Origin of the sequence: Escherichia sp. HH091_1A (assembly GCF_030295175.1) — a bacterium.
In the GTDB taxonomy this organism is placed as follows: domain Bacteria; phylum Pseudomonadota; class Gammaproteobacteria; order Enterobacterales; family Enterobacteriaceae; genus Escherichia; species Escherichia coli_F.
Genome location: NZ_AP025747.1, coordinates 4,953,053 through 4,969,286, shown reverse-complemented (window position 1 = coordinate 4,969,286; position 16,234 = coordinate 4,953,053). Strand labels below are relative to the sequence as shown.

The window sequence follows — 16,234 nt, the reverse complement described above, 5'->3', positions numbered from 1 at the left end:
TTATTGCCCGCGCGTTAACTCCTGCGCGGGTGATTGCTCCATCCATTGCATGAACACCTGCGGTGGCATCGCCTTAGCAAAGAACCATCCCTGGCAATAGCGCACGCCGCGTTTACGCAACCAGTTAACCTGATCCTCAGTTTCTACCCCTTCTGCAATCGTTTTCAGCCCCAGGCTGTGCGCCAGCTCGATGATGTGTTCCGCAATCAAATGGCTGGTTTTGTGGGTAGTCAGCGTCTCAACAAATGATTTGTCGATTTTCAAAATATCAACATTCAATGATTTAAGGTTATGCAAGTTAGAGTAGCCAATACCAAAATCATCAATTGCCACTTCGTAACCGGCCTGGCGGAAAGCCAGAATAATCGGCGTCATTTTGTCGACATCAAGAAATGCATGTTCAGTCACTTCAAATTTAATTTGCTGTGGACGCACCGCGTATTGCTCTGTTTTCTGATTGGTTCGCGCTATCAACCGTGACGTATGAAAATCGGAGGCCGACAGATTAATAGAAACATAGCGATCGGCATGTGTTGCCAGGTACGCGCCCAGATCGCGGAAGACATTATCAATAACATAATCAGTTACCTGTCCGATCATTCTCTCCTTTTCTGCCAGCGGAATAAACTCTGCCGGATTCATTACTTGCCCCTGCTCACCAGGCCAACGTAACAATGCTTCAGCGCCGATACATTTTTCTGTTTTGATATCGATTATTGGCTGGTAATAAAGGCAAAGTTGATGTTTTTCGAGGGCGCGTTGCAATTTGCGTTTGGGAGACAAATAGTTTTGTCGAATACGTAGCCAGAGTAATAACAGAACAAGACTCCCCAAAATACCGGCGGGTAACGCAAAAATAAGATGATTATAAAAATGCGCTATAAGACGTTGATATGAAGTCGCAACAATGGCTGCAATTGGGCGTTTTGTCGAATAAACTGTCGCATATAAATAGCCATTTCTTTGTACGGTTAAATCATTCAAATGAATCAGCGGAGAAAACGTTGCTGCCGAGGCCTCGTTGCTTAACGAGAAAAAGGTTTTCGTTACCGTATCATACATACCCCATTGCAATGTCGGATCATCAGACATCACTTCACTCCAGAATAGAGGGTTGATGACCGCCACATAATTTCCCCGCTGCATATAGGTCATTTTATAGCCAGAGAAAAAAGGCGTATCGCGGTAATAATAGATAGAAACGTTAGGTTCACGCTTATAATCGGCCGGTGCAATCGTATAACCGTTTACAGGCGCTATCAGCGATGAGCATAAAAAATGGTTATCACGGGCATAGATCAATTCATTAATATAAAGATAGCCACGAATAATATTCAACATTCGCTTTTGATGGGCCGGAGTGCAAACTTGCCCCTGATAGCGTTCTGCTGCATCGCTCACTAAATCTGCCTGGCGAATGACCAGCTCGGATTTATCCAGCGCCAGCTGAGCAAAAGTTTGGAGCTGACTATTCACTTCTGATTTTGCCCAAAGGAAGGCAATCCATAGCGACAGAATGATGGGAAAGAGAACTAAAAAGATAATGCCCGGCAACGCCAGTAATTGGTGTCGTGCATGATGACTCATTGCTATCAATTTCCTGCCTGTTTATACCCGGTCATTGCAAGGCGAGAACCCTGGTTATCGACGTCTTTAGATAAATCTTACGGTATAAATAGCACTTTTGCCTGATTTGAAATTGATACCTTTTTAATCGTCACCTGAATAAAAATAATTCATTGATATTCAAAATTAATTTCCTACAGGAATGCAGAGGCGGCGGGAAGATATGCCCTTAATGCCGCTGAAAAAACACATAATCTGTACGGCAATAAAAGTCACGGCCTAATCTGGCTAACAAACAATCAATTGTGATATAGTTCACAAAATTAATGAAACAAACAGAGTGTTTCTTTTTTGTGTTCTGCAAGCCCCGCGATAGCCAGATTGTATCACGCCTCCCGTGAACAACGCCGCGCTGTCCAGGGCATCGGCTCTTTTCAGAGGAATTGTTTGATGGCTACCCTCACCACTGGCGTGGTTCTTCTTCGCTGGCAACTTCTTAGTGCCGTAATGATGTTTCTGGCCAGCACGCTCAACATCCGTTTTCGTCGGTCTGATTATGTCGGGCTTGCAGTGATCAGCAGCGGTCTGGGCGTGGTTTCCGCCTGTTGGTTCGCAATGGGGTTGCTTGGCATCACAATGGCGGACATCACCGCCATCTGGCACAACATCGAGTCGGTGATGATAGAAGAGATGAATCAGACACCGCCACAATGGCCAATGATTTTGACTTGATATGTAGAAGCCTTCATAACGGAGGCTTCTTTTTTTATGGCTGGCAGATGCTTTAATCATCCACCTTAAAACAATATAACCTATTGGTTTAATGACAAATCAGAACGGAATATCGTCATCAAAGTCCATCGGCGGCTCATTAGACGGTGCTGCCGGAGCAGACTGCTGCGGGCGAGACTGCGCGCCGCCGCTGAACTGATTGCCGCCCTGCGGCTGCTGAGGCTGACCCCAACCGCCCTGCGGCTGACCACCACCGATATTGCCACCTGCAGGTGCGCCACCGCCCTGACGACCACCCAGCATCTGCATGGTGCCGCCAACGTTCACCACGACTTCTGTGGTGTAGCGATCCTGACCGGATTGATCGGTCCATTTGCGGGTACGCAGCTGACCTTCGATATAAACCTGAGAACCTTTACGCAGATATTCGCTGGCTACTTCTGCCAGTTTGCCGAACAGCACAACGCGGTGCCATTCAGTCTGCTCTTTCATCTCGCCGGTCGCTTTATCACGCCAGGATTCGGAAGTAGCCAGCGTAATGTTGGCAACTGCGCCACCATTTGGCATGTAGCGTACTTCCGGGTCCTGACCCAGATTACCAACGAGAATAACCTTGTTTACGCCTCTGCTGGCCATGTTCGTGTCTCCTGAAAAAAAATCGTTCTGAATAAGTGTAAACGCGCGATTGTACCATTACCAATAGCGCTTTTACTATGTTGTGACCTCGGTTCAGGGAAACAAACCTGGCCAGACATTGTTACACAACACTCCGGGTAATGCATTCCAATACTGTATATTCATTCAGGTCAATTTGTGTCATAATTAACCGTTTGTGATCGCCGGTAGCACCATGCCACCGGGCAAAAAAGCGTTTAATCCGGGAAAGGTGAATGGATAAGATCGAAGTTCGGGGCGCCCGCACCCATAATCTCAAAAACATCAACCTCGTTATCCCCCGCGACAAGCTCATTGTCGTGACCGGGCTTTCGGGTTCTGGCAAATCCTCGCTCGCTTTCGACACCTTATATGCCGAAGGGCAGCGCCGTTACGTTGAATCCCTTTCCGCCTACGCGCGGCAGTTTCTGTCACTGATGGAAAAGCCGGACGTCGATCATATTGAGGGGCTTTCTCCTGCCATCTCGATTGAGCAGAAATCGACGTCTCATAACCCGCGTTCTACGGTGGGGACAATCACCGAAATCCACGACTATTTGCGTTTGTTGTTCGCCCGCGTCGGTGAGCCGCGCTGCCCGGACCACGATGTACCGCTGGCGGCGCAAACCGTCAGCCAGATGGTGGATAACGTGCTGTCGCAGCCGGAAGGTAAACGCCTGATGCTGCTCGCGCCAATCATTAAAGAGCGCAAAGGCGAACACACCAAAACGCTGGAAAATCTGGCAAGCCAGGGTTACATCCGTGCTCGTATTGATGGCGAAGTCTGCGATCTTTCCGATCCGCCGAAACTGGAACTGCAAAAGAAACATACCATTGAAGTGGTGGTTGATCGCTTCAAGGTGCGTGACGATCTCACCCAACGTCTGGCAGAGTCGTTTGAAACCGCGCTGGAGCTTTCCGGTGGTACCGCGGTAGTTGCCGATATGGACGATCCAAAAGCGGAAGAGCTGCTATTTTCCGCCAACTTCGCCTGCCCAATTTGCGGCTACAGTATGCGTGAACTGGAACCACGCCTGTTTTCGTTTAACAACCCGGCGGGTGCCTGCCCGACCTGTGACGGCCTTGGCGTACAGCAATATTTCGATCCTGACCGCGTGATCCAGAATCCGGAACTGTCGCTGGCAGGTGGTGCGATCCGAGGCTGGGATCGCCGCAACTTCTATTACTTCCAGATGCTGAAATCGCTGGCAGATCACTATAAGTTCGACGTCGAAGCGCCGTGGGGCAGCCTGAGCGCGAATGTGCATAAAGTGGTGTTGTACGGTTCTGGCAAAGAAAACATTGAATTCAAATACATGAACGATCGTGGCGATACCTCCATTCGTCGTCATCCGTTCGAAGGCGTGCTGCACAATATGGAGCGCCGTTATAAAGAGACGGAATCCAGTGCGGTACGCGAAGAATTAGCCAAGTTTATCAGCAATCGCCCGTGCGCCAGCTGCGAAGGAACGCGTCTGCGTCGGGAAGCGCGCCATGTGTATGTCGAGAATACGCCGCTGCCTGCTATCTCCGACATGAGCATCGGTCATGCGATGGAATTCTTCAACAATCTCAAACTCGCAGGTCAACGAGCGAAGATTGCGGAAAAAATTCTTAAGGAGATTGGCGATCGCCTGAAATTCCTCGTTAACGTCGGCCTGAATTACCTGACACTTTCCCGCTCGGCAGAAACGCTTTCTGGCGGTGAAGCCCAGCGTATCCGTCTGGCGAGCCAGATTGGTGCGGGCCTGGTTGGCGTTATGTACGTGCTCGATGAGCCGTCTATCGGCCTGCACCAGCGCGATAACGAGCGCCTGCTGGGTACGCTTATCCATCTGCGCGATCTCGGTAATACCGTGATTGTGGTGGAGCACGACGAAGACGCGATTCGCGCCGCTGACCATGTGATCGACATTGGCCCGGGCGCAGGTGTACACGGCGGTGAAGTAGTCGCGGAAGGTCCCCTGGAAGCGATTATGGCGGTGCCTGAGTCGTTAACCGGGCAGTACATGAGCGGCAAACGCAAGATTGAAGTGCCGAAGAAACGCGTTCCGGCGAATCCGGAAAAAGTGCTGAAGCTGACAGGCGCACGTGGTAATAACCTGAAAGACGTGACGCTGACGCTGCCAGTCGGTCTGTTTACCTGCATCACAGGGGTTTCAGGTTCCGGTAAATCGACGCTGATTAACGACACACTGTTCCCGATTGCCCAACGCCAGTTGAATGGTGCGACCATCGCCGAACCGGCACCTTATCGCGATATTCAGGGGCTGGAGCATTTCGATAAAGTGATCGATATCGACCAAAGCCCAATTGGTCGTACTCCGCGTTCTAACCCGGCGACCTATACCGGCGTGTTTACGCCTGTGCGCGAACTGTTTGCGGGCGTACCGGAATCCCGTGCGCGCGGTTATACACCAGGACGATTCAGCTTTAACGTTCGCGGCGGACGCTGCGAAGCCTGTCAGGGCGATGGCGTGATCAAAGTGGAGATGCACTTCCTACCGGACATTTACGTACCGTGCGACCAGTGCAAAGGTAAACGCTATAACCGTGAAACGCTGGAGATTAAGTACAAAGGCAAAACCATCCACGAAGTGCTGGATATGACCATCGAAGAGGCGCGTGAGTTCTTTGATGCGGTACCAACTCTGGCACGTAAGCTGCAAACATTGATGGACGTTGGCCTGACGTATATTCGTCTGGGTCAGTCCGCAACCACGCTTTCTGGTGGTGAAGCCCAGCGCGTGAAGCTGGCGCGTGAGTTGTCAAAACGCGGCACCGGGCAGACGCTGTATATTCTCGACGAGCCGACCACCGGTCTGCACTTCGCCGATATTCAGCAACTGCTCGACGTACTGCATAAACTGCGCGATCAGGGCAATACCATCGTGGTGATTGAGCACAATCTCGACGTGATCAAAACCGCTGACTGGATTGTCGACCTGGGGCCGGAAGGCGGCAGTGGCGGCGGCGAGATCCTCGTCTCCGGTACACCAGAAACCGTCGCGGAGTGCGAAGCATCACACACGGCACGCTTCCTTAAGCCGATGCTGTAATCGTTAAGGCCGCTTTCTGAGCGGCCTTTTCCTTTCAGAGTTGCACCAGCAATTTACGTTTTTCTTCCGGCAGTAAATTCACCGCCTGCTGATAAGACGCATCCACCAGATAATAGATTTGCGAATCTGGCAGCGAACCGTCGAGATACACGGTGCTCCAGTGCGCTTTATTCAGATGGCGGCTTGGACGCACATCGCTGTGCTGCTGACGTAGCAGCTCCGCCAGCTCCGGGCTGGTTTTCAGCGAAACAGCTGGGCGATTTTCTACTTCTTTCACCATCGCAAACAGTACATCTTCCACTTTGATCTGCGTCGCTTTCCAGTCGTTATGCACGCTCTGTTCTGCGCCTGGTTTTGCCATGCAATATTGTAGCAACTCCGAAATGGTCATTTTTTACTCCCCTTGTAGTGTCGCGATGATGCGACGCGATCCGCCGTGGATGCGATGTTCCCCCAGCCAGATGCCTTGCCAGGTGCCGGTCTGAATACGCCCTTTATGCACCGGCAATACAAGCGATGTTCCCAACATTGAGGATTTGATATGAGAAGGCATATCGTCGGCCCCCTCATAGTCATGCTCATAATTTCCGTTATCGGGAACGGTGCGGAGGAAAAAACGCTCCATGTCCTGGCGTACGGTGGGATCGCAGTTCTCATTAAGTGTCAGAGAGGCGGAGGTATGTTGCAGCAACAGATGCAGTAAGCCGATGTTAACACGCGGCATATCAGCCAGCTGATGCAGTATTTCATCCGTTACCAGATGAAATCCACGAGATTTGGCGCTAAGCGTGAGCGTCTTTTGATACCACATGTGCTGCTCCTTGATAAAACTCTCTTAATCAGTTTGCAGCAAGACAGCGAAAGGATAAAGGTGTGATTAAAAAAACAGCATTCGGGAGAGCATCACGCTCTCCCGCTCTGTCAGTATTCTGAATTGACGATCACCTCTTCACCAAACGCACCCGCTTGTGGCAAGGGTTTGTAGGTAGAGTTGGAGGCGCGTAGAATGCGGATACCACGAGCGCCGACTTCGCGTGCGGCGGTAATATCGTTATCGGAATCGCCATAAAAAATTCGGATATTTTTATCCTGTAGCCATTGCGATTTTGTATTTTGACCTGGTTTATCGCCTGCAAAAATTACCGGATTCATGTTGGTGGCAGGAATATGAAAATTATCCGCCAGCGTTTTTGAAACCGTTTCTGTTTTCGTCGGGCTACGACCAGTCACAAAGAAGATCGCGTCACCGCGGCGTACATGCATATCAATCAGCTGGCGAGCGACCTCTTTTGGAATGCTGAATTCATCCCAGCCATTGTTCATTTTTTCCCAGAACACAGGATTTTTCAGATAATCTTCGCTTTCTGGCGAGAAGGTTTTTTTGCCGCGCCAGAAGCCCGGACTGGAAAAAAGTACCGTGTCATCGATATCAAACCCCACCGCCATTGGCGGACGCCCTGCGAGGCTATTTTCAATTTGTGCGACCGAAACCCAATGAATTGGTGCCTGTTCAGCAAGCCTGGCAACGTTAGTACCAGGATTAAGCGGTGAAGGTGACGAGGCCAGGGCAACAGCGGAACTGTTTAGAGCGAACAATAAGCAAACGGCACTGATTGCCTGTGTGATCTTGCGCATATTTTTCCCTAAATAGTCAGTCTATTGAAACGTTTTATTATGAGATTTGTTGCAAAAACCATCTGACCATAACGCCAGCTGCCAGGGAATAAAAGGATTATCTACGGCTTTTGTTAAGAAAGGGAGCAGGATCACATGCGATCAGACTATGTTTGTTGTATTTAATAACTTAATGGCTCTCTATTGTGTAAAAATATTCGGATATAAAAACTTCTATTTTCTCAGTAGGAAATATCGATTATCAGAACCCATTCCTTTGTACGATTAGCCGAAAAAATACGTATACCCACTTATTGATGATTGAGCAGGCGGCTGTTCATCCGCCTGCCAACGACATTACATCACCGCAGCAAACGCCTTTGCCACACGTTGTACATTTGCCGTATTTAACCCGGCGACACACATGCGACCGCTGGCGATGAGATAGACACCAAATTCTTCACGTAGTCGGTCAACCTGAGCGGCACTTAAACCGGTATAACTGAACATACCGCGCTGATTAAGCAGATAATCGAAATTGCGTTCTGGCATTTCTGTGCTCAATACCTTCACCAGTTCCTGACGCATCGCCAGAATGCGAGTACGCATCTCTTCTACTTCCGCCAGCCAGCTGGCTTTCAATGCCTCGTCATTCAGCACCGCAGCCACCACCTGCGCACCAAAATTCGGCGGGCTGGAGTAGTTGCGGCGAACTGTTGCTTTCAATTGCCCCAGTACGCGGCCTGCGGCTTCGGCATCTTCACACAGCACAGAAAGTCCGCCGACGCGCTCGCCGTAAAGGGAGAAAATTTTCGAGAACGAATTGCTCACCAGAGCGGGTAATCCAGCGCTGACAATGGCGCGAATGGCGTAGGCATCCTCTTCCATACCGGCACCAAATCCTTGATAGGCAATATCAAGAAATGGGATAAGCTCGCGGGCTGTGAGAATTTGAATCACCGCATCCCACTGGTCATTAGTGAGATCGGCACCCGTTGGGTTGTGGCAACATGGGTGCAGCAACACAATACTGCGGGCAGGTAATGTTTTTAGCGTCGCCAACAGGTCATTAAAGCGCACGCCGTTAGTCGCTTCGTCATACCAGGGGTAAGTACTCACTTCGAATCCAGCCCCGGCGAATATTGCTACGTGGTTTTCCCAGGTAGGATCGCTGACCCAGACGCCTGATTCCGGGAAGTAACGCTTCAGGAAGTCAGCGCCCACTTTCAATGCCCCTGAGCCGCCAAGGGTTTGAATGGTTGCTACGCGCTGTTGTTGCAGTACCGGATGGTCCGCACCAAACAGCAGCGGCGCAATGGCATGGCGATAGCTATTAAGCCCTTCCATCGGTAAATAAAGCGAAGCGCCATGAGGCTGCGCATTCAGGCGCGCTTCCGCATCCGCCACGGCTTTCAGTTGGGGAATAATTCCGTCTTCGTTGTAGTACAGACCGATACTTAAATTCACTTTGTCGCTGCGAGGGTCTTCTTTGAAACGCTCCATAAGCGTAAGAATCGGGTCGCCAGCGTAGGCGTCAACTTTTTGAAACACGCGATGGTTCTCCAGGTTTACGGGCAGGTGGTTAAACCACAATAAACCGGAAGGTGGGGAAGATCGAGAGGATGTTCAGGGGTGAACGACAATTAGCAACAAAAAGTGACCAATGACAAACGCACATTCGCCAGAGGCACGACCTTTATAACAGCATGAAATAATATCAATTTATTGAATTAGTAAGATTTTATTAGCCGGATAGGCATTCATACCACATCCGGCACAGATAATCAGATATTACAGAACGATTAATCCACGTATTTCATCGCGACCCTTGAGGTCAGGCGCGTGATAAGTTCGTAAGCGCTCACTTTCGTCATTTCAGCGATACGTTCTACGGGCAAACCTTCGCCCCATAAAATGACCGGGTCCCCGGCTTTATCCTGCGCCTGTGGACCTAAGTCGACGCAGATCATATCCATCGCGACTCGCCCGACAATCGGCACTTCGCGACCGTTCACCAGCACTGGCGTACCGGACGGCGCGGCGCGCGGATAACCATCGCCATAACCCATAGCGACTACGCCAAGACGGGTATTACGTTCGCTTACCCAGGTTCCACCATAACCGACAGGCTCTCCGGCTTTATGCTCACGCACAGCAATCAGGCTGGAGGTCAATGACATTACCGGCTGACAGCCAAAATCGGCACCGGTGGAGCGATCTTCCAGCGGCGAGACACCGTAAAGAATGATGCCCGGGCGCACCCAGTCAAAATGTGACTGTGGCCACAGCAGAATGCCCCCCGACGCGGCAATGGAACGTTGACCAGGTTTGCCTTCACAAAAGGTATTAAAGATATCGAGTTGTTTCTCGGTTGCACCGCATTTTGGCTCATCCGCGCGCGCAAAATGGCTGACAATATTCACCGGCTGACGAACGTTTTTGCACCGCGTCAGACGATGATAAAACGCCTCAGCCTGTTCCGGCCTTACACCCAGACGGTGCATACCAGTATCGAGTTTCATCCAGACGGTAACCGGCTCGTCCAGGCTGGCCTCTTCCAGCGCAGCAAGCTGTTCTTCGTTATGCACGGCGGTATGAAAATGTTGCGCAGAAATCGTCGGTAGATCTCTGGCATCAAAAAAGCCTTCGAGTAAAAGTACAGGTTTGGTGATTCCCCCCGCACGCAGTCGCAGAGCTTCTTCGAGACGGGCTACGCCAAAGGCGTCAGCATCGGGGAGCGTTCGCGCGGTCTCAAGAAGACCGTGACCATAAGCGTTCGCTTTCACCACCGCAACCATTTTACTGGCAGGTGCCAGTTCACGAAGACGTTGCAGGTTGTGTCGCAGAGCGCGGCGGTTAATCACAACAGTTGCCGCTTGCATTTGTGTTCCTTGATAAGTGTTTGCTTTAATTACCTAATTCATAAAATAATTATTATTCGTCGTCGTACTGCGGCCCCGCATAGTTGTCGAAGCGCGACCATTGACCGTTAAAGGTCAGGCGTACCGTCCCGATTGGGCCGTTACGTTGTTTACCGATAATAATTTCCGCGATGCCTTTTAAATCACTGTTTTCGTGATACACCTCATCACGATAGATAAACATGATCAAGTCCGCATCCTGCTCGATAGAGCCAGATTCACGCAGGTCGGAGTTGACCGGGCGTTTGTCGGCACGTTGTTCCAGAGAACGGTTCAACTGGGACAGCGCCACCACCGGCACGTTCAGTTCTTTCGCCAGTGCTTTCAGCGAGCGGGAGATTTCTGCAATTTCCAGCGTACGGTTATCGGAAAGCGCCGGTACGCGCATCAGTTGCAGGTAGTCGATCATGATAAGCCCAATGCCGCCATGTTCTCGGGCAATACGCCGCGCGCGGGAGCGCACTTCCGTTGGTGTCAGACCGGAGGAATCATCAATATAGATATTACGTTTTTCCAGCAAAATGCCCATCGTGCCGGAAATGCGCGCCCAGTCTTCATCATCCAGTTGCCCGGTACGAATTTTAGTCTGGTCAACGCGCGACAGCGACGCCAGAGAACGCATCATAATCTGTTCTGATGGCATCTCAAGAGAGAAGATAAGTACCGGTTTATCTTGCAACATCGCCGCGTTTTCGACGAGGTTCATCGCAAATGTCGTTTTACCCATCGACGGACGCGCTGCGACGATGATCAAATCCGACGGCTGCAAACCAGCGGTTTTTTTGTTGAGATCGTCATAACCGGTGTTTACCCCGGTAACGCCATCGTGTGGCTGCTGAAACAGCTGCTCAATACGCGCCACGGTTGCGTCGAGCACATCGGCGATGTTCTTCGGCCCTTCGTCTTTGTTTGCACGACTTTCGGCAATTTTAAAGACGCGGGATTCAGCCAGGTCCAACAGGTCTTCGCTGGTTCGCCCCTGCGGATCAAAACCGGCTTCGGCAATCTCATTCGCAACCGAGATCATCTCACGGACAACGGCACGTTCACGCACGATGTCCGCATAGGCACTGATGTTCGCCGCACTTGGCGTATTTTTTGACAACTCTGCCAGGTAAGCAAAACCACCAACGCTGTCGAGTTGTCCCTGACGTTCCAGCGATTCCGCAAGGGTAATCAGATCGATAGGACTACCGCTTTCCTGCAAACGCGCCATTTCAGTAAAGATATGACGGTGTGGGCGGGTGTAAAAATCGTCTGCCACCACACGCTCGGCTACATCGTCCCAGCGTTCGTTATCCAGCATTAAACCGCCCAACACCGACTGCTCCGCTTCGATCGAGTGCGGAGGCACTTTCAGCCCGGCAACTTGTGGATCGCGTTCGCGGGGTTCAGCCTGCTGTTTGTTGAAGGGTTTATTTCCTGCCATAGTGAATGGAGTTACCGAGATAAAGAATGGGTCGAAACTTTACCATATGAAGCAGACCCTGACGATACGTTCTGGAGGACACATGGCAACACGAATTGAATTTCATAAGCACGGTGGCCCGGAAGTACTTCAAGCCGTAGAGTTCACTCCTGCCGATCCGGCGGAGAATGAAATCCAGGTCGAAAATAAAGCCATCGGCATCAATTTTATCGACACGTATATCCGCAGCGGCCTTTATCCGCCGCCATCGCTACCCAGCGGATTAGGTACCGAAGCGGCAGGCATCGTGAGTAAAGTCGGCAGTGGTGTAAAGCATATTAAGGCAGGCGATCGCGTAGTCTATGCACAGTCGGCATTAGGCGCTTACAGCTCTTTGCATAACGTCAATGCCGATAAAGCGGCGATTCTGCCCGCGGCAATTTCTTTTGAGCAAGCGGCGGCATCATTCCTGAAAGGCTTAACGGTTTATTATCTGCTGCGCAAAACCTATGAAATTAAACCCGACGAACAGTTCCTGTTCCACGCTGCTGCTGGCGGCGTTGGCTTGATTGCCTGCCAGTGGGCAAAAGCCCTGGGCGCGAAGCTCATCGGTACCGTGGGAAGCGCGCAAAAAGCGCAGAGTGCGCTAAAAGCGGGGGCGTGGCAGGTGATTAACTATCGCGAAGAAAACCTGGTCGAGCGGTTAAAAGAGATCACCGGCGGTAAGAAAGTGCGCGTGGTGTACGATTCCGTCGGCAGAGACACCTGGGAACGGTCGCTGGATTGCCTGCAACGTCGCGGCTTAATGGTGAGTTTTGGCAACTCATCAGGCGCGGTTACCGGTGTGAACTTAGGCATTCTCAATCAGAAAGGCTCGTTGTATGTGACACGCCCTTCCCTGCAAGGCTATATCACCACGCGGGAGGAATTAACCGAGGCCAGTAATGAACTGTTCTCTTTGATTGCCAGCGGTGTGATTAAGGTCGATGTCGCCGAACAACAGAAATATCCGCTGAAGGATGCACAGCGTGCGCATGCGATTCTGGAAAGCCGGGCGACGCAAGGCTCCAGCCTGTTGATTCCATAAAAGAAATAGGGCTTCCACCTGGGAAGCCCTTTCTTTTTATAGTTCGGCTGTATGTAGGGTACAGCACGATGAATCTGTTAGAGGCGCAATAGTGACAGATTTGATTATCAATTCCTATTTTGTTCTAAGGATAAAACCTTAGGTTGTGATCGTCCGCACAATCCCTTAGTAACACCAACGGTCATAGCGCTGATATTTCGGCACTTTTGGTGCTTTAATCGCCTTAATAACCCACACCACCGCAATCGCCAATAACAGCCACGGCAGCAACTTAATCATCAATGCCAGCATACCGCCGAGGAACATAATGGCCGTCGCCACAACCAGCGCAGCGATAATACCCAGCAACGAAACGCCGGTGACCATCAGCATGACAAAAAAGCCAATCACAAAAAGTAGTTCCAGCATGATGCTCTCCCAAATATGAAATCTCTTGCTGGCATTACAAGAATCATGCCAAAAATAATCTATTGATTTAACAGCAAAACGCCCCGCGACGGTGCGCAGGGCGTGGTGAATTTGACTACTTTTTGGTGAAAAGTTAACGCTTATCTGCCACCAGTTTGAGCGCGTGTTCCAGCACGTTAATGTCAGCACCCGCTTTATGGGCATTTTCACTTAAATAACGCCGCCACTGCCGCGCGCCAGGAATACCCTGGAACAGCCCCAGCATATGCCGGGTAATATGGCCGAGATACGTCCCCTGGCTGAGTTCACGCTCAATGTACGGATACATGGCACGCACCACCGCCACCGGATCGGCATCGGTATCCGAGGAACCAAAAATCTCTCGGTCTACCGCCGCCAGAATACCCGGATTCTGATACGCCTCGCGCCCTACCATCACGCCATCCATATGTTGCAAATGCGCTTTAGCCTCTTCCAGCGACTTGATACCACCGTTAATCGACATCGTCAGATGCGGAAAGTCACGCTTCAGTTGATACACACGCGGATAATCGAGCGGCGGGATTTCACGGTTTTCTTTCGGGCTTAACCCAGAAAGCCAGGCTTTACGTGCGTGGATGATGAACATCTCACACTCGCCTTTGCCGGAAACGGTGTTGATGAAATCGCAGAGAAATTCATAGCTGTCCTGGTCATCGATGCCAATACGCGTTTTCACCGTCACCGGAATCGATACGACATCGCGCATCGCTTTCACGCAGTCGGCAACCAGCTGCGCATTGCCCATCAGGCACGCACCAAACATGCCGTTCTGTACCCGGTCAGACGGGCAGCCGACATTCAGGTTGATCTCATCATATCCGCGCGTTTCTGCCAGCTTCGCACACTGCGCCAGCGCCGCCGGATCGCTACCGCCCAGTTGCAACGCTACCGGATGTTCTTCTTCACTGTACGCCAGGTAATCACCTTTACCGTGAATAATCGCCCCTGTGGTCACCATTTCTGTATACAGCAACGTATTGCGGGAAAGCAGACGCAGGAAATAACGGCAGTGTCTGTCCGTCCAGTCGAGCATTGGTGCAACGCTAAACCGACCACTCCAGTGAACGTCGGTTTTTTCAGGCATTGCGCTGGTTTGGTTGATTTTTTGCATTTCAGAATTACCGTGCATTTTCAAATGTAGAGATTATTTTAACGATATATCATGGAGTTATGTTATTCAGCATCACTGTTCAGGAGGCTCAATAGCGGGGTACTATACCATAACAACAGGAAGCGCCTGGCTCTTTGAAAAAGAAAAATGAGATTCCTTCAAAGCGTGACGCTCTCGCGAATTGAAGAAATAATCTTATTAGATGTTAGCGTGTGAAAAGCAATGATAAACAATTCAGTTTCGACGATAAATAAAAAATCACACATAAAACCGTGTTGAACTATCTCGCGGCGAATGGCATTGATAGATAAAAAAGAACCCAAGCAATGTTGGGTTCTTTTATGTAAAAAATCCCATACTACAGAGAAAATTCACATTTTATTTTTTTAACACAATATCGAATAGGTCATAAATGAACTTAATAATATCTTCGTTAATGAGATCGTTGTCATTTATATCTTTGTCATTCATATCTTTGCCAATTACAATGGGTCCCGTTGAGTCTGGGTCAAATGATTGAACGAATTTAATTAACGTCTCACCTGCAGTCTGCATTTTTGTAATGTCTGTGATGTCTTTATTGTCTTCTTCAGCCTTCTTTTTCCTCTCATTCAGAATTAAATTAAAATCCAGTTCATTTTTATCTACTAATTCTTTCATATCCCTCAGGCTTTTTTTCATCACTTGACGAGATAATATTTTTATCTTACTTGTTATGTGGTTTTCACAATAATCATTAACTCTTCGTGCTGTTGCTATGATATCAGCTGATGCACTACCATATGAGAATGAAAGTAAAAGGGAAGCCAAGGGTTTTAAGCGAGCATCGTTCTTTGCTTTATATGCATTTTCCAAATTTAAAAAACCTTCGCTTACAGTTTTTAGATGTAATGACGCTACAGGTACTTTACCATAGGGTTTATCATAAAATAGCTGAATTGCGGAGGGAAGGTCATTCTGATTTATTACATCGAAAGTACACCTGTCTATTAGAGTTGCATCGCTATTTTCCATTGGATTACAAACAAAATCCATCGCATAATGAAAAATCGCCCGTTCTACAAATGCAGAAATATAGTCACGATCACCTAATTGCTCATTAGTGCACTCTACAATACACTCGTCAACCCAATCTTTGAGAGCATTTATTCGTCCAATTAAGGAAACATTCTTTTCACTTGCAGTCCATAAATTATGGGTAATCCTCTGAATAAACAAATCTATTTTTGCAATAATCGCAGCGCGATTACTCATCGTTGCATAATCAACCGATTTATTATACAGATCCTTAAGTTTTCCCGAGCTTACATCTTTATTATCGTATTGATTTGAGTTGAGGCTTTTATTAAAGTAATCTCTTGAACTTCCTATTATACTTGACATAATTTATCCACCTTTTTACCGAGCTGTATCATTCATATAATTCATTTGACAAAAAGTCACTATCAAAAATCGCTCATAATTTCTGATCTGTAGGCATACTTTCAAACGCATTTAAATAAATAGCGAGTTAACTTCAAGCAATGTATTTAAAAATGGAGTAATAATTATTGTCATGTTGATAATGGTGTCACCTGGCTATACAACACCTTACCTATGAAACAGAAAATCAACATTACAACAACAATAAGG

General features: G+C 49.2%; 14 protein-coding genes. 3 read left to right on the top strand and 11 right to left on the bottom strand.

Going from position 1 to position 16,234, the window contains the following annotated elements; translation table 11 throughout:
• Positions 1-1,587 (bottom strand): cyclic di-3',5'-guanosine monophosphate phosphodiesterase PdeC, encoded by a 1,587-nt coding sequence (gene pdeC / locus QUF14_RS24590; protein ID WP_000017976.1) that lies wholly within the window; start codon positions 1,585-1,587, stop codon positions 1-3.
• 429 nt (positions 1,588-2,016) lie between these two features.
• Here pdeC and QUF14_RS24585 point away from each other — a divergent pair, with 429 nt between their 5' ends.
• Complete coding sequence (locus QUF14_RS24585; protein WP_001295689.1) at positions 2,017-2,298, top strand: YjcB family protein; 282 nt, start codon at positions 2,017-2,019, stop codon at positions 2,296-2,298.
• A 99-nt stretch (positions 2,299-2,397) separates the two neighbouring features.
• Here the strand turns inward: QUF14_RS24585 and ssb1 are convergent, their stop codons facing one another.
• Complete coding sequence (ssb1, locus tag QUF14_RS24580) at positions 2,398-2,934, bottom strand: single-stranded DNA-binding protein SSB1 (RefSeq protein ID WP_000168305.1); 537 nt, start codon at positions 2,932-2,934, stop codon at positions 2,398-2,400.
• Positions 2,935-3,188: 254 nt separating this feature from the next.
• Here ssb1 and uvrA point away from each other — a divergent pair, with 254 nt between their 5' ends.
• Positions 3,189-6,011 carry an excinuclease ABC subunit UvrA gene (uvrA, locus tag QUF14_RS24575; RefSeq protein ID WP_100733838.1) on the top strand — a complete coding sequence of 941 codons (2,823 nt, stop codon included), beginning with the start codon at positions 3,189-3,191 and terminating at the stop codon, positions 6,009-6,011.
• Between the two features lie 34 nt (positions 6,012-6,045).
• Here the strand turns inward: uvrA and QUF14_RS24570 are convergent, their stop codons facing one another.
• The 6 genes from QUF14_RS24570 to dnaB all read right to left on the bottom strand — a co-directional run bounded on the left by QUF14_RS24570 (position 6,046) and on the right by dnaB (position 11,975).
• Positions 6,046-6,402, bottom strand: coding sequence for an MmcQ/YjbR family DNA-binding protein (locus QUF14_RS24570; protein WP_000155657.1), 357 nt, complete (start codon positions 6,400-6,402; stop codon positions 6,046-6,048).
• A 3-nt stretch (positions 6,403-6,405) separates the two neighbouring features.
• Positions 6,406-6,822 carry a secondary thiamine-phosphate synthase enzyme YjbQ gene (locus tag QUF14_RS24565; RefSeq protein WP_000270365.1) on the bottom strand — a complete coding sequence of 139 codons (417 nt, stop codon included), beginning with the start codon at positions 6,820-6,822 and terminating at the stop codon, positions 6,406-6,408.
• 110 nt (positions 6,823-6,932) lie between these two features.
• A complete protein-coding gene (aphA, locus tag QUF14_RS24560) occupies positions 6,933-7,646 on the bottom strand; it encodes an acid phosphatase AphA (RefSeq protein WP_001226929.1) in 714 nt (237 codons plus the stop codon).
• 336 nt (positions 7,647-7,982) lie between these two features.
• Positions 7,983-9,176 carry an aromatic amino acid transaminase gene (gene tyrB, locus QUF14_RS24555; protein ID WP_000486941.1) on the bottom strand — a complete coding sequence of 398 codons (1,194 nt, stop codon included), beginning with the start codon at positions 9,174-9,176 and terminating at the stop codon, positions 7,983-7,985.
• A 251-nt stretch (positions 9,177-9,427) separates the two neighbouring features.
• Positions 9,428-10,507, bottom strand: coding sequence for an alanine racemase (gene alr / locus QUF14_RS24550; protein ID WP_001147340.1), 1,080 nt, complete (start codon positions 10,505-10,507; stop codon positions 9,428-9,430).
• Between the two features lie 52 nt (positions 10,508-10,559).
• Positions 10,560-11,975 carry a replicative DNA helicase gene (gene dnaB, locus QUF14_RS24545; protein WP_000918363.1) on the bottom strand — a complete coding sequence of 472 codons (1,416 nt, stop codon included), beginning with the start codon at positions 11,973-11,975 and terminating at the stop codon, positions 10,560-10,562.
• Positions 11,976-12,057: 82 nt separating this feature from the next.
• On the opposite strand from dnaB, the gene QUF14_RS24540 reads away from it, so the two are divergent.
• Positions 12,058-13,041, top strand: a complete 984-nt coding sequence (locus QUF14_RS24540; RefSeq protein ID WP_000235507.1) for a quinone oxidoreductase — start codon at positions 12,058-12,060, stop codon at positions 13,039-13,041.
• A 165-nt stretch (positions 13,042-13,206) separates the two neighbouring features.
• On the opposite strand, the gene pspG is transcribed toward QUF14_RS24540, so the two are convergent.
• From pspG to QUF14_RS24525, 3 genes are all read right to left on the bottom strand, one after another.
• Positions 13,207-13,449, bottom strand: coding sequence for an envelope stress response protein PspG (gene pspG, locus QUF14_RS24535; protein ID WP_072646688.1), 243 nt, complete (start codon positions 13,447-13,449; stop codon positions 13,207-13,209).
• 133 nt (positions 13,450-13,582) lie between these two features.
• On the bottom strand, positions 13,583-14,620 hold the full coding sequence (dusA, locus tag QUF14_RS24530) for a tRNA dihydrouridine(20/20a) synthase DusA (RefSeq protein ID WP_001355080.1): 1,038 nt from the start codon (positions 14,618-14,620) through the stop codon (positions 13,583-13,585).
• Between the two features lie 360 nt (positions 14,621-14,980).
• Positions 14,981-15,985 (bottom strand): DUF2713 family protein, encoded by a 1,005-nt coding sequence (locus tag QUF14_RS24525; RefSeq protein WP_000094901.1) that lies wholly within the window; start codon positions 15,983-15,985, stop codon positions 14,981-14,983.
• Between the last annotated feature and the right edge of the window lie 249 nt (positions 15,986-16,234).

Coding starts and splice junctions, on each gene's coding strand:
- QUF14_RS24540 (WP_000235507.1), top strand. CDS start 12,058: ATGGCAACACGAATTGAATTTCATAAGCACGGTGGCCCGGAAGTACTT.
- QUF14_RS24585 (WP_001295689.1), top strand. CDS start 2,017: ATGGCTACCCTCACCACTGGCGTGGTTCTTCTTCGCTGGCAACTTCTT.
- uvrA (WP_100733838.1), top strand. CDS start 3,189: ATGGATAAGATCGAAGTTCGGGGCGCCCGCACCCATAATCTCAAAAAC.
- pspG (WP_072646688.1), bottom strand. CDS start 13,449: ATGCTGGAACTACTTTTTGTGATTGGCTTTTTTGTCATGCTGATGGTC.
- QUF14_RS24570 (WP_000155657.1), bottom strand. CDS start 6,402: ATGACCATTTCGGAGTTGCTACAATATTGCATGGCAAAACCAGGCGCA.
- dusA (WP_001355080.1), bottom strand. CDS start 14,620: ATGCACGGTAATTCTGAAATGCAAAAAATCAACCAAACCAGCGCAATG.
- QUF14_RS24565 (WP_000270365.1), bottom strand. CDS start 6,822: ATGTGGTATCAAAAGACGCTCACGCTTAGCGCCAAATCTCGTGGATTT.
- aphA (WP_001226929.1), bottom strand. CDS start 7,646: ATGCGCAAGATCACACAGGCAATCAGTGCCGTTTGCTTATTGTTCGCT.
- alr (WP_001147340.1), bottom strand. CDS start 10,507: ATGCAAGCGGCAACTGTTGTGATTAACCGCCGCGCTCTGCGACACAAC.
- pdeC (WP_000017976.1), bottom strand. CDS start 1,587: ATGAGTCATCATGCACGACACCAATTACTGGCGTTGCCGGGCATTATC.
- dnaB (WP_000918363.1), bottom strand. CDS start 11,975: ATGGCAGGAAATAAACCCTTCAACAAACAGCAGGCTGAACCCCGCGAA.
- ssb1 (WP_000168305.1), bottom strand. CDS start 2,934: ATGGCCAGCAGAGGCGTAAACAAGGTTATTCTCGTTGGTAATCTGGGT.
- QUF14_RS24525 (WP_000094901.1), bottom strand. CDS start 15,985: ATGTCAAGTATAATAGGAAGTTCAAGAGATTACTTTAATAAAAGCCTC.